Origin of the sequence: Paraburkholderia sp. RL17-347-BIC-D, assembly GCF_046027915.1 — a bacterium.
In the GTDB taxonomy this organism is placed as follows: domain Bacteria; phylum Pseudomonadota; class Gammaproteobacteria; order Burkholderiales; family Burkholderiaceae; genus Paraburkholderia.
On the sequence record NZ_JARESS010000003.1, the window covers coordinates 16,002 to 29,721 of the forward strand.

A 13,720-nucleotide genomic window follows, 5' to 3' on the forward strand; every position below is an offset into this window, starting at 1 on the left:
AAAGCATCCGCATTACTTCGCGTTCACTGCCTTGCGTGCGTTGGCCGACGCCACTGCCGTCATGTTGATGATCCGGCGCACGGTCGCAGCCGGCGTCAGAATGTGCACCGGCTTTTCCGCGCCCAGCAGGAACGGGCCGACCGTCACGCCTTCGCCGCCGATCATCTTCAGCAGGTTGTACGTGATGTTCGCCGCTTCCACGTTCGGCATGATCAGCAGGTTGGCTTCGCCGGTCAGCGTCGTGCCCGGGAACGCCGCCTTGCGGACAGCTTCTGACAATGCCGCATCGCCATGCATTTCACCGTCGATCTCGAGCGACGGCGCACGCTCGGTAATCAGCTTGCGAGCCGCAGCCATGCGTTGCGACGACGACGACGGCGCGCTGCCGAAGTTCGAGTTCGACAGCAACGCCACCTTCGGCGTGATACCGAACTTCTCCATCTCACCCGCAGCCAGCATCGTCATATCGGCGAGCTGCTCGGCGGTCGGCGTTTCGTTCACGTAGGTATCGCAGATGAACAGATTGCGGCCCGGCAGCATCAGCAGATTCATCGCGGCGAAGTTCTGCACGTTGTCCGCCTTGCCCAGCACCTGTTCGATGAACTTCAGATGCGCGTGGTACTGACCGATCATGCCGCAGATCATGCCGTCCGCTTCGCCGAGGCGCACAAGGATCGCGCCAATCAGCGTGTTGAACTTGCGCATTGCAGCCTTCGCCACGTCCGGCGTCACGCCTTCACGCGCACCGAGTTCGTGGTACGCCTGCCAGGATTTCTGATAGCGCGGATCGTCTTCCGGATCGACGATCTCGAAGTCGTCGCCGCACTTGAGCTTCGAGCCCATCTTCTTCAGACGCATCTCGATCACCGACGGACGGCCGACCAGGATCGGCTTGGCGATCTTTTCCAGCAGCACGAATTGCGCGGCGCGCAGCACGCGCTCGTCTTCACCTTCGGCGAACACGATACGCGCCGGCTCCGACTTGGCCGCGGCGAACACCGGACGCATCACCATGCCCGTGCGATACACCGTCGTGCCGAGTTCTTCGCGATACGCGTCCATGTCCTTGATCGGACGGGTCGCGACGCCCGAATCCATTGCCGCTTGCGCGACGGCCGGCGCGATCTTGATGATCAGGCGCGGATCGAACGGCTTCGGAATCAGATACTCGGGGCCGAATTCCAGCGAGTGTCCTTCATAGGCCTTCGCAACTTCATCGCCCTGATCGGTTTCTTCGGCCAGTTCGGCGATTGCGCGCACGCAGGCGAGCTTCATTTCTTCCGTGATGGTGGTGGCGCCGACATCCAGTGCGCCACGGAAGATGAACGGGAAACACAGCACGTTGTTGACCTGGTTCGGATAGTCCGAACGGCCGGTCGCGATGATGCAGTCCGGACGCACTTTCTTCGCGTCTTCCGGGCGGATTTCCGGTTCCGGGTTCGCCAGCGCGAGAATCAGCGGCTGGGTGCCCATTTCGGCGACCATCTCCGGCTTCAGCACGCCTGCGCTCGAGCAGCCGAGGAACACGTCGGAGCCGCGGATCGCGTCAGCGAGCGTGCGTGCCTCGGTGTTCGCCGCGTAGCGTTCCTTCGACGGATCGAGGTTGCCGCGGCCTTCGTAGATCACGCCCTTGGAGTCGGTGACGAGAATGTTCTTCTTCGACAGGCCCAGGTTCACCAGCAGATCCAGACACGCGATTGCCGCGGCACCTGCGCCCGAACACACCAGTTTCACTTCGTCGAGCTTCTTGCCGACCACTTTCAGGCCGTTCAGGATAGCCGCCGATGCGATGATCGCGGTGCCGTGCTGATCGTCGTGGAAGACCGGAATCTTCATACGTTCGCGCAGCTTCTTCTCGATGTAGAAGCACTCGGGCGCTTTGATGTCTTCAAGGTTGATGCCGCCGAGCGTTGGCTCGAGCATCGCGATCGCTTCGACCAGCTTGTCCGGATCGGACTCGGAGAGTTCGATGTCGAACACGTCGATGCCCGCGAACTTCTTGAAGAGACAGCCCTTGCCTTCCATCACCGGCTTCGCGGCGAGCGGGCCGATGTTGCCGAGACCGAGCACGGCCGTGCCGTTCGTGATCACGCCGACCAGGTTGCCACGCGAGGTGTACTTCTGCGCGTCGAGCGGCTCCTCGTAGATCGCCATACAGGCCGCGGCGACGCCCGGCGAGTACGCCAGCGACAGATCGAGCTGATTCGATAGCGGCTTGGTGGGCGTGACCGAAATCTTGCCGGGTTTCGGATTCTGGTGGTATGCGAGAGCGCTTTGCTTAAGTTGTTCGTCCATTTTTTGGCCTGCGAGACGTAAGAAATTGGGCCCGGCACACCGCACGTCAGCGTCGCGTGCATCTATCGAATGGATAATCGACCGAGGCGGTTTGCGCATGCGCCGGTTGAGCGCGGCGTCGAACCTCGCCGGAGGACAGGACGATGCGGAGTGCTTCGCGGGTCGGTTAGTGTACACCCCGAATGAGTCGATGCACTGACTGGTTAACGCTGCTCGCCATCGGCGAAACAGCGCTCGCGCAATGCTGCAGCGCCGCATGCGGCGGCCCTTTCGCGCTTTGTCATGCGCAGGTCACGGACAGGCTGTTCGCGCTCACTCGAGCTCGGCGCCGCGTCGTTCGGGAATCAGGAAGAGTGTCGCGAAGATGTCGAGCAGGTAGATCGACGCAAGCAAAGCCAGCGCCGCGCCGAACGAATAGCGCGCGGCCAGAGCGCCCACCACCACCGGCCCGAAACCGCCCACCGCCCGGCCGACGTTGAACAGCACATTCTGCGCGGTGGCGCGCGCATCGGTTGGATAAAGCTCGGAGATCAGCGCACCGTATCCGCCGATCATGCCGTTGACGAACACGCCCATCGCCGCGCCGCCGATCAGGAGCGCCATCGGCGTGCTCAGGTGAGCGTAGACGAACACCATCACCACGGCGCCCGCCTGGTAGAACAGAAAGGTCGGCTTGCGGCCGAAGCGGTCGGCGGCGATGCCGAACAGCCAGATGCCGCACGCCATGCCCAGAATCGTCGCGGAGGTCCACAGGCCGGATTTGGTCAGCGAATAGCCGAAGGTTTTCGACAGATAGCTCGGCAGCCAGATCATCAGGCCGTAGTAGCCGAAGTTCTGCACTGAACAGAGAATCGCCACGCCGATGCTGGCGCGCGTGGTGCGGCCATCGGCCACCAGCAATTTCAGCGGCAGCTTGCGCATGCCGCGCGCCACGCGCTCGGTGAAGAGCGCCGGTTCCTCGACCTGGCGCCGCACGAAAAACGACACCACCGCCGGCAACAGCCCGAGCGCGAACATGCCTCGCCAACCGATCACCGGCAATAGCAGCGGCGTCAGCAATGCCGCAGCCAACACGCCGAGCTGCCATCCCAAGCCGACGTACGACGAGACGCGCGCGCGCTGTGACGCCGGCCATGCCTCGGCCACGAGCGTCATGCCGATGCCGAATTCGCCGCCAAGCCCGATTCCGGCGATGGTCCGGTATGTCAGCAGATCGGCATAACCTTGCGCCAGCGCGCACAAGCCGGTGAACACCGCGAAGATCAGGATCGTCCACGTCAGCATGCGCACGCGGCCGAAATAGTCGCTCAGCACGCCGAAAATCAACCCGCCCGCCACTGCGCCGATCAGCGTCCACGTGACGAGCGAGCCGGCCTGCGCGGAGCTCAGATGCAGATCGGCGGCAATCACCGGCAGCATGAAACCGAGGATCAGCAGATCGAAGCCGTCCATCGCGTAGCCGAGCACCGAGGCGATCAGCGCCCGGCCGGCGTAGCCATTTCTCGCGGATGCGCGGGGGTCGGTGGTGGAGGAAGCGGTATTCATTGAAAGCATTCCGTAGGTCGAATGGGCGGCAATGGCGGCAGGCGCCCGAGAAATTCGCGTGAGTGTAAAGGCGCCTCTGACGCCTCACAAGCGAACCAAAAAGCGCTCGTGGATGCGGGCGCCCGATGCGCCCTTCGATGCCCGCCCAAGCCTGCCCGGTGCGCCCGTTATGACCGTCATTCGCCGCGGCCACGCACGACGGGTTCCTCGGAAGGGTCCGTTTCGGGTAAAATGTCGGCCTACGCGCGCAGCAAAAACCGGCCTGCACTCCACTGACCGGCTGCGTATTCCGCCCGGCATGGCGCGGAATACCGCGCTTGCTGCGCCACCGGGCCCCGCGCCCGCTTCTCCCCGCTCACACCCAAGGATCCGCCCATGACAGGCTTCGATCGCCAGACGATCTCCGACACGACCGCCAAAATGCTGCTGGAAGTGCAAGCAGTGCACTTCAACGCGGAGAAACCGTACATTTTCACGTCCGGCTGGGCGAGTCCGGTTTATATCGACTGCCGCAAGCTGATCTCGTATCCGCGCGTGCGCCGCGGCCTGATGGAAATGGCAGAGTCCACGATTCTGCGCGACGTCGGCTATGAGCAGATCGACGCGGTCGCCGGTGGCGAAACCGCAGGCATCCCGTTCGCGGCGTGGCTCTCCGATCGCCTGATGGTGCCGATGCAATACGTGCGCAAGAAGCCGAAGGGTTTTGGCCGCAACGCGCAGATCGAAGGCCTGCTGACTGAAGGTCAACGCGTACTGCTGGTCGAAGACCTGACCACGGACAGCCGCAGCAAGATCAACTTCATCAACGCGCTGCGCACTGCCGGCGCCACGGTGAACCACTGCTTCGTGCTGTTCCACTACAACATCTTCAAGGAAAGCGTGTCGGTGCTGAAGGACATCGACGTCGATTTGCACGCGCTCGCCACGTGGTGGGACGTGTTGCGCGTCGCGAAGGAAAACAAATACTTCGACACCAAGACGCTCGACGAAGTGGAAAAATTCCTGCACGCACCGGCTGAATGGTCGGCTGCGCACGGCGGCGCAACCTCGACGCCGCAGTAAGCCTCTCCGCCTCGTGCGGATCGAATAAAAAGGGCGCCTGTCTTATCGACAGGCGCCCTTTTCTATTTTTGCCTTAAGCCTCGTATGCGACCTTAAGACGTTCCGCCTGTGTTTTCCGTTGAATGCGACGACAGGTTCAGCAAGCCATTGCTTTGCGCGTACTGGAACAACTCGGAATCGCGCTCGATGCCGAGCTTGCGCATAGCGGTGTTCTTCTGCGTGCTGATGGTCTTGATGCTGCGGTTCAGATGCTCCGAGATTTCCTTGATCGTCATGCCCGACACGAACAGACGCACCACTTCCAGTTCGCGTTTCGACAGCATCACTTCGTCGTTCTTGCCACCGGCATTCATGCGCAGCGTATCGAGCGATGCCTTGACCGACGGGCTCATGTATTCGAGGTGGCGGCTGACGTGCTGCACCGCGAGCCCAATGTGGCTGAGATCATCCGACTTGTTGACGACAGACGTCACGCCGAGTTCGCTCAGCCGCTTGAGCAACGCAGCGTTCTCGAGCATCGTCAGGACGACGATGGGAAGGTTGGGGAAATTTCGCCGCAGATAGCCGATCAGCGGCAAACCATCGCCGTACTGACCGCCTGGCATCGCCAGATCCGTGACGAGCACGTCGCAGGCAATGGTTTGCAGCACCTTGATCAATTCCGTTGACTGTCGCGCACGCGCGACGACCTGCAGACCGGGAAACTTGAGCAAAGCCTGTTCGGCGCCGAACAGAATAACCGGATGGTCATCAGCGACCACGACCCTGACTGGATCTTGCATTGCCCTCCCCTCGACAGATAAACCACTCTGCAAAACTTCCGACATGTCTTATGTATTCTAGCTACTGAAACGGGTGAGGACGCGGCCTATCTCCGCGGGCAATTCCTCTGACTATAGCCGATTCCGGTGCGCAAATTCCAGCGGACCACAACAATGATGTGTCGTAGAGCTAATGTTAGACTTGAATCGACCTTGAGGCACAAAATAGGGACAATAACCATCGCGAGGACAACCGCCTCGCGCCCTCACAGGAGAACCGGCACATGCGCTCGCGTTGCCTGGTTGTTTCGATTGCTTCGCCGTTCCGCCGTCTGCCGTCGTTCCCCTGCGCCATGCTGGGCCTCGCCCTCTTGGCCGCTCACGGACCACACGCCCTCGCCGAAGGCGCGTTCGCGCTGACCAGTGCCAGCTTCCGTGCGGGCGGCACCGTGGCGGACGCTCAGGTTTTCAATCAGGACGACTGCAAAGGCGGCAACCGCTCACCGCAACTTTCGTGGCACGACGCGCCGCCCGGCACGCGCAGCTTCGCGGTCACCATGTTCGATCAGGATGCGCCGGGCCGCGGCTGGTGGCACTGGTCGGTGGCGGGCATTCCGGCCACGGTCAGCAGCTTGCCGGAGAATGCGAGCTCTTCCGGCTTCCTCAGCAAACTCGGTGCGGTCGAAGCGCGCAACGACTTCGATACCGACGGCTATGGCGGCCCCTGTCCGCCGCCAGGCAAACCGCATCGCTACATCGTCACCGTTTATGCGCTCAGCACCGCGGACCTGCGCCTCGCGCAAGGCCGTCCCGCGCTGATGTTCGATCACGAGATCGGCACCGCCACGCTCGGCTTTGCGCGGATGGTGGTCAATTACGGGCGCTAGCGCGTATCGAAGCGCCTCACGTGCAAGCGGCACTGCCAAGGCCGCCGACGCAAGCCGAGGCTGGCGTACAGATTGCGTCGCATTGCCGCCCACGCGGAAATTCTGTCATCCGCGCACGCTAATGTGCAGCCTGGCGGTGTGCGCCATGCTTGCCGCTGCCGCGCCGCCGCAGGTGCGCACCATTGCCGTGCCCGACCCATCGTCTTTTCACTGTGCTGGAGTTTGTCATGTCGAAGATCGTCATCGTTTATCACAGCGGCTACGGCCACACGAAGAAAGCCGCCGAGTCCGTGCTGGCGGGTGCCCTCGAAGCCGGCGCGGACGCCAAACTGATGCCGGTCGGTGAGGTCGACGATGCAGCCTGGGCCGAACTGGCGGCCGCCGACGCCATCATCTTCGGTGCGCCGACCTACATGGGCGGCCCCTCCGCAGACTTCAAAAAATTCGCCGATGCGAGCTCGAAGCCGTGGCTCGAGCAGGCGTGGAAGGACAAGATCGCGGCCGGCTTCACCAACTCCGCGACCATGAACGGCGACAAGTTCTCGACGATCCAGTACTTCGTCACGCTGGCCATGCAGCACGGCATGATCTGGGCGGGCACCGGCATGATGCCGTCCAACACCAAGGCGGCGACCCGCAACGACCTGAACTACGTCGGTGGCTCTACCGGCGTGCTCACGCAGTCGCCGGCCGATGCCTCGCCGGAAGAAGCACCGCCCCCCGGCGATCTGGAAACAGCGCGGCTGTTCGGCGCACGCGTAGCCGCGGTCACGGCGCGCTGGACCGCCGCGGCCCGCTGACGCGCGGATTGCCGCGATCCGGCCGGCATCGGCGTGCATCTGCCGCATAACGGGTCACGCCGATGTCATGTTCGGCGCGCATCGTCGTTTTTTCACCCCCTTTTGCACGTGCGGCGCCATCAGGTCTTAAAATGACGTTCCGGCGCGGCGTCGCGCCCCGTTTCCAGCAAGCCAGTGAGATCGAGATGAGCACGAAAGTTTTTGTCGACGGACAGGAAGGCACGACCGGCCTGAAGATTTTTGAATACCTGTCGCAGCGCGCCGACGTTGAGATCCTGCGTATCGAAGAAGCGAAGCGCAAAGACCTCGAAGAACGCCGCCGTCTCATCAACGCGTCGGACGTCACGTTCCTGTGTCTGCCCGATGTCGCCTCGCGCGAATCCGCTTCGCTGGTCGAAAACGATCACACCGTACTGATCGATGCCAGCACCGCGTTCCGCACGTCCGCCGACTGGGCCTACGGCCTGCCCGAACTGGCCCGCTCGCAACGCGAGCGTCTGCGCTCGGCGAAACGCATTGCCGTGCCGGGCTGCCATGCATCGGCCTTCGTGCTCGCCATGCGTCCGCTGGTCGAAGCAGGCGTGGTGGCGCCCGAGTTCGCGGCGCACGCTTACTCGATCACCGGCTATAGCGGCGGCGGCAAGAAAATGATTGCCGACTACGAAGCCGGCGGCAACGACAAGCTCAAGAGCCCGCGTCCGTACGCGCTCGGTCTCACGCACAAGCATCTGCCGGAAATGGCCGCGCATACGGGCCTGAAGTCAGCGCCGATCTTTACGCCGATCGTCGGCGACTTCTACAAGGGTCTCGCGGTCACCACCTTCTTCTCGCCGAACCAGTTGGCGAAGAAGGCCACGCCGCAAGACGTGCAGGCGCTGTTCGCCGAGTACTACGCGGGCGAGGCGTTCGTGCATGTCGCACCGTTCGACGCGGAAGCGAACCTCGACAGCGGCTTCTTCGACGTGCAGGCAAACAACGACACGAACCGCGTCGACCTGTTCGTGTTCGGCAACGAAGAGCGCTTCGTGACCGTCGCGCGTCTGGACAACCTGGGCAAGGGCGCGTCGGGCGCGGCGATCCAGTGCATGAACCTCGCGATCGGTGCCACTGAAGAAAGCGGCTTGAAACGTTAATCAAGTTCGAAATTACGGACGGTAATTCACCGTCAATATATTGAAAGGCCGGTCTGCAAAGACCGGCCTTTTTGTTTTAAAAGTCCGCCATTCAAAATTCCCTATTCGCGTTTAATCAGTAGTAGCCCGTATTTCCTAAAAAATAAAAATCGGACCACTCAAAATCTGCCGGTAATTCATTCCTGATATCGACGCATAGCGCATAGTTTTCCGCATAGGGAAATTCCTGATTTTTTCGCGAACGGTCGTTCGCAGATGATAGAGCCATTTTGCTAAGAGGCTTACCTGGCAAGGGAGTGCGGCGAAGCAACGATGCCGCCTTCCAGGCGAAAAATCGTTTTTTGTTTAAAAGACCCGCAGATGTCCACGCGGCGCGCGCGCAGCAAAAAATGCGCTGTTTGAATCGGTCTTTTTAGACGGCTCATTCAATTGACAGCCATTATCCGCGCAGCGAAATTAGCTCGCACAATTACATGAAGGGAGACAGCTGCATGTCGCACGCCATTACTCGAGGCCTCGCGATGGCCATTGCCACGGCCCCATTCCTGATCGCTTGCGGCGGTGGCAAGGCCGACAATCCAGGCGCGATCAACGCACCGCAATGTTCCGGCGCGAGCTGCGGCGTGCAAGGCCCGCCCGCCTCGGGCGCCGGCGCGGCGGCGTTGTGCCCGGCAACTGCCGACATCGTCAAGAGCACCTTCCTCGGTGGCGCGGGGAGCGGCGAAGTGGTGCAGCTGAACATCGACGCGACGGCGATGACCTACACGCTGAAGTGGCTCAAATCGCCGATCCCGCTGACCAGCGCCGACGTCACGATCACGCGCGAAGGCACGCAGATCACCGGTGCGGTGATTCATCCGCCGACCGGTACGCTGCCCACCGCCGAGCAAACACGTTGCGCGTTCATTCTCGGCAAAGGTACCGGCACCGCGCCTGCCAACGGCACGACCTACACGACACCCGATTTCGTCAACAACCCGAACCCGCCGATGATCCTGGTCGGCCAGGGCGTGGCCGGCGGTGGCATTCCGGGCGCGACCGTCGAGTACGACGGGCTGACCATCATTCCGGGCATCATCGATCACGTTGGCGCAGTGCCGAACCGGCATTTCGATTTCTATCCGTTCCTGGGCTTTGCCAGCACGACGAACGACGTCACCAAGCTGGCCGGCACCTACAACGGTCTCCTGTATCACCTGGTGCCGTCCGGCTCGTACGCGGCGACCGCTACCAACACGGTCGAAACCTTCGACGCGGCCGGCAACTGCACGGGCTCCAATCCAGCGAACGCGGCCTTTACGCCGAGTTCAAGCGGCTGCCTGACGACAGGCACGGCGTGGACCGCCAACAGCGGCGGCTACTTCGACAGCCAGAATGCGCCGCAGATCGGCACGCAGCTCAAACTGCCGCCGCTGAATCAGCCGAGCGGCGTGTCCGCGCAGGCACACATGATTCTCGGCCAGGTCAACGGCGCGACGGTGCCGCTCGTGATCCGCACGGGCTCCGTGAATCTGGGCACGGCAGTGTTGCTCCACTCCGACGCCAAAGTCGACGACGAGTCCGGTATCGCGATGCTCGCCGCTGCCACACCGCTTGCCTCCGGCGGCTTCGACGGCGGCTACGTGGGCGCCGACTCCAACTTCAAGTACACCGCGGCGTTGATCCAGGGCGGCGTCGGCACCTTCATCAATCCGTCGACTTCCGCAGGGGAAGACGGCTTCGGCCTGGGCTACGCGTTGCCGAGCCCAGGACTGGTCGGTGTCCAGCAGGCCAACGGCCAGAAAGGCCTCGCGATCGCTTCGGGTGGCCTGTACGCGATCGAGATTCAAGGCACCGTCAACGGCGGCGTCGCGCCGACGTCGCAACTCAGCAGCACGGCTTCGAGCGCGCCGTACTTCGGCATTGGAGCGCAAATCAGCAAGTAAGCCAGACAACCAAGCCACAGCGGACCGGCAGTGGGCAGTACGAGAGACAAATAGCAAAAAGGTGGCGGGACTGGGAGCCGGCCACACACAACGAGAAAATTCTGGAGGCGGTATGAAATGGAGAATCCTTTCGGTGCTCACTCTTGCTGCACCGTTGCTGGGGGCGTGCGGTGGTGGCGGCGGAGGCGACGGGCCCGTGACGGAAGTGCGTCTGTGTCCGGCGTCGCTGGACTACAGCACGGTATTCACGGGCGGCGGCGGTGACGGCGAACTGGTCAAGCTGCAACTCGATACGACCAAGATGACCTGGCAGGTCAATTACATCGAGTCGCCGATCCCCGCGACCACCGGCACCGTCGTCCCGACGCGCGCGAGCCAGACCGCCAGCGGCACGCTGACTCAGGAAACCCAGCTGCCGACCAACAAACTCAACCAGTGCGCGTTCCGCCTGAATGGCGCGAGCCTCGATCCGAATCGTCCGGCGCGGATTTTCGTCGGCGAAGGGGTGGCGGGCGGCACGATCCCCGGCGCGGAAATTTCGTTCGGCGGGATTCTCGGCGTGGGCGCCGTGCCGGATACCAAATTCCCGTACTACCCGTTCATCGGTTTTTCGTCGATTGAAACGAATCTCGCGAACGTGGCCGGCACCTACAACCAGCTCGGCTATCACCAGGTGCCGTCGCAAAACTTCGCGCCGGTCGCGGTCGATTCGAAGATCACGATCAACGCGGACGGCACGTGGACCGAGTGCGACAACTCCGGGGTCAACGCGGGCAAGTGTCAACAGCCGGGCGGCAACTTCGCGCAGTCGGCGGACGGCAGCGGCGCGTTCCAGACCAACAACTTCCTGGGCCAGGCCAAGCCGACGCTCGCGACGACCCCGGAAGCGCGCGGCTACATGATCGTCGGCAAGCTGCGTAACCAGCTGGTGCCGATCCTGGTGCGAACGGGCGCGGCGAACTCGTCGGTGACCGTGCCGCAAAACGGCGCGCTCGGACCCTACGCCGACGACGAATCCGGCATCTCGATTCTGGCGCCGCAGAGCGCGATCACGGTGAACTCGCAGAACGGTGAGTACATCGGCGTGGATAGCCAGTTCGACTACCGCACCACCGCGCTCGACGGTGCTGAGGCCACGCTGCTGGATCCGTTCAATGCATCGCAGGCATCGCTGGCGACGCCGCTGAATCTGGACTTCACGCAAGCGGTTCCGGGCGTGGTGAGGACGACGCAAGTCGGTGCCTCCACCGGCACTACGCCGACCGGAAAGATGATCTTCACGGGTGGTGTGTTCGGCTATCTCGATCTGACCAACGCGGCCTCGCCGTACTTCACGATCGGCGCCTTCGTCCAGTAACGGACTCAGCACGCGCCGCCAATCCGCAACGTGGCGTTCGCGTCCCGGCTGCCGCGCAGCGCAACCGCGCGGCGGCCGGCGCCCAACGAATATGCAGCGCGCCGGCGCGGTCGCCAACCCGCCGCCGCTTGCCGCGCGCGATGAGTTTCAGCGCGCCTCAGGAGGAACAAGATGAAAAAAATCTATCTCGCGTTACTGGCCGCCTGCCTGTCAGCCGGTGCGCACGCCCAGCAAGCGGGCGACAACGTCGCAGCGCTCGGCTGGTTCCACGTGATGCCGCAGGATTCGAGCACGCCGCTCACCACCCATGTCGCGCCGACGCCGATCAACACACCGCTGCGTCTACCGAGTTCATTCACCTCGGCTGGCACGAGCTTGTCGACCAGTAACGCCGACACCGTCGGCCTGGTGTTCAGCCATTACCTCACCGATCACATCGCCGTGACGACGGTGGCAGGCGTGCCGCCGGTCTTCAAGATCTACGGGCACGGCACCATCAAGCCGCCGGGACCGGCCGGCGCGCTCGGCCAGCAGGATCTGGGCGATCCGCAAGCCAACCCGATCGTGAAAAGCGTGCGCCAGTGGAGCCCGGCGCTGCTGTTCCAGTACTACTTCAATGCGCCGACGGCGAAATTCCGGCCGTTTGTCGGCATCGGCGTGTCGTACAACTGGTTCTCCGACATTCAGTTGAGCCCGAATTTCGTGACATCGACGCAAAACAATCTCGGCGCCGTGCTGGCCGCCGGCGCGGGCAAGCCGGGGCAGACGCAGGTGTCGGCGAAAGCGTCCTCGTCGTGGGCGCCGGTGTTTAACGCGGGCCTCGTGTACAACATCACCGAGCACTGGGGCCTTCTGGCGTCGGTCACCTACATTCCGCTGAAGACGACCTCGTCGGTCATCATCAAGGCGGCGGACGGCACGGAGCTGGGTGTGTCGAAGGCGGACCTGAAGGCCGACCCGATCATTTCGTTCCTCGCCGTCTCGTACAAGTTCTGAGTTCGGTCCTGACGCAACAAAGCCGGCTGACCCTTGCGCAGGGCAGCCGGCTTTGTCTTGTATGGGACGCTGGAAATTCAGGGCAAAAAAAAGCCCGCCTATGTGGGCGGGCTGAATCCATATCAGAGGAGACATGGAGGAGACAAGACAAACTATAGCAAACGGCTTGGTGCGGCGCAACATGCAAATTAGGGTAGACCCTCGGCGTTGTAAATGCGCAACACCCCGCAAGATGTCTTGCCGCCGCCGTTGACCAACGGCTGCGCCTTGCGCCTAGTGCCGCACCAGCGCCATCATCGCGCCGAAGCCGACGAACACGCCCCCCGTCAGACGATTGAACATGCGGGCGACGCTGTGGCTCTTCAACTTCGCGCCGATTCGCGTGCCGAAACCCGCGTACACCAGATACCAGCTCACCTCGATCACGGCGAAAGTAGCGACGAGCACGCCGAACTGCGGCAGCTTGGGCTGCGCGGCGTCGATGAATTGCGGCAGCAGCGCCGCGGCGAACAGAATCGCCTTCGGATTGCTGCCCGCGACGAGAAAGCCGTTGCGGAACAGCGCGAAGCGCGAGCGCGCGGGCTTGACGGCCAGTTCGTCGGCATCGCCGGCGGCCGCTTCGTCAGCCGGCGCGCGCCACGCCTTGATGCCGAGATACACGAGGTACGCCGCGCCGATCATCCGCAGCGCGTTGAACATGGCCGGCCACGCCTCGAGAAACACGCCGAGGCCCGCCGCCGACACCGCCAGCATCAGCACCAGCGCCGACAGGCAACCCGCCATGGTCGCGCTGGAGCGGCGCAAGCCGTGCTGGGCGCCGTGCGTCATCACGAGCAGCATGTTCGGACCGGGAATCGCGGAAACGACGAAGACAGTGGCGACGAACAGCCACCAGGTATGCAGACTCATGGGAATCAGGGCGGATAAAGGATCGGGCGGCTATTATGCCCGCCCGCGCC

12 protein-coding genes are annotated in these 13,720 nt (G+C 62.9%); 7 read left to right on the forward strand and 5 right to left on the reverse strand.

Annotated features, from left to right (window positions below; genetic code table 11):
* Positions 1–12: 12 nt before the first annotated feature.
* On the reverse strand, positions 13–2,295 hold the full coding sequence (locus P0D96_RS05560; RefSeq protein WP_408176491.1) for an NADP-dependent malic enzyme: 2,283 nt from the start codon (positions 2,293–2,295) through the stop codon (positions 13–15).
* 312 nt (positions 2,296–2,607) lie between these two features.
* Complete coding sequence (locus P0D96_RS05565) at positions 2,608–3,840, reverse strand: MFS transporter (RefSeq protein ID WP_408312361.1); 1,233 nt, start codon at positions 3,838–3,840, stop codon at positions 2,608–2,610.
* Between the two features lie 375 nt (positions 3,841–4,215).
* On the opposite strand from P0D96_RS05565, the gene P0D96_RS05570 reads away from it, so the two are divergent.
* Positions 4,216–4,902: an orotate phosphoribosyltransferase gene (locus P0D96_RS05570; protein ID WP_128585320.1), complete on the forward strand. Its 687-nt coding sequence runs from the start codon at positions 4,216–4,218 to the stop codon at positions 4,900–4,902.
* A gap of 92 nt (positions 4,903–4,994) precedes the next feature.
* On the opposite strand, the gene P0D96_RS05575 is transcribed toward P0D96_RS05570, so the two are convergent.
* Positions 4,995–5,684, reverse strand: a complete 690-nt coding sequence (locus tag P0D96_RS05575; RefSeq protein ID WP_132376674.1) for a response regulator — start codon at positions 5,682–5,684, stop codon at positions 4,995–4,997.
* Positions 5,685–5,947: 263 nt separating this feature from the next.
* On the opposite strand from P0D96_RS05575, the gene P0D96_RS05580 reads away from it, so the two are divergent.
* The 3 genes from P0D96_RS05580 (at position 5,948) to argC (ending at position 8,483) form a co-directional block, all read left to right on the forward strand.
* Positions 5,948–6,550, forward strand: a complete 603-nt coding sequence (locus P0D96_RS05580; protein WP_132376673.1) for a YbhB/YbcL family Raf kinase inhibitor-like protein — start codon at positions 5,948–5,950, stop codon at positions 6,548–6,550.
* Positions 6,551–6,777: 227 nt separating this feature from the next.
* A complete protein-coding gene (locus tag P0D96_RS05585) occupies positions 6,778–7,350 on the forward strand; it encodes a flavodoxin family protein (protein WP_132376672.1) in 573 nt (190 codons plus the stop codon).
* Positions 7,351–7,535: 185 nt separating this feature from the next.
* Positions 7,536–8,483, forward strand: a complete 948-nt coding sequence (gene argC, locus P0D96_RS05590; RefSeq protein ID WP_408252688.1) for an N-acetyl-gamma-glutamyl-phosphate reductase — start codon at positions 7,536–7,538, stop codon at positions 8,481–8,483.
* Positions 8,484–8,764: 281 nt separating this feature from the next.
* Here the strand turns inward: argC and P0D96_RS05595 are convergent, their stop codons facing one another.
* Positions 8,765–8,908 (reverse strand): hypothetical protein, encoded by a 144-nt coding sequence (locus P0D96_RS05595; RefSeq protein ID WP_408312365.1) that lies wholly within the window; start codon positions 8,906–8,908, stop codon positions 8,765–8,767.
* A gap of 66 nt (positions 8,909–8,974) precedes the next feature.
* Between P0D96_RS05595 and P0D96_RS05600 the strand changes: the two genes are divergently transcribed.
* From P0D96_RS05600 to P0D96_RS05610, 3 genes are all read left to right on the forward strand, one after another.
* A complete protein-coding gene (locus P0D96_RS05600; protein WP_408312368.1) occupies positions 8,975–10,408 on the forward strand; it encodes a DUF2957 domain-containing protein in 1,434 nt (477 codons plus the stop codon).
* 112 nt (positions 10,409–10,520) lie between these two features.
* Complete coding sequence (locus P0D96_RS05605) at positions 10,521–11,765, forward strand: DUF2957 domain-containing protein (protein WP_408285699.1); 1,245 nt, start codon at positions 10,521–10,523, stop codon at positions 11,763–11,765.
* A gap of 171 nt (positions 11,766–11,936) precedes the next feature.
* Entirely contained in the window at positions 11,937–12,761 is an 825-nt protein-coding gene (locus tag P0D96_RS05610) for an OmpW/AlkL family protein (protein WP_408285697.1), read from the forward strand.
* A 273-nt stretch (positions 12,762–13,034) separates the two neighbouring features.
* On the opposite strand, the gene P0D96_RS05615 is transcribed toward P0D96_RS05610, so the two are convergent.
* Positions 13,035–13,670, reverse strand: a complete 636-nt coding sequence (locus P0D96_RS05615) for a LysE family translocator (RefSeq protein ID WP_408176482.1) — start codon at positions 13,668–13,670, stop codon at positions 13,035–13,037.
* Positions 13,671–13,720: the final 50 nt, after the last annotated feature.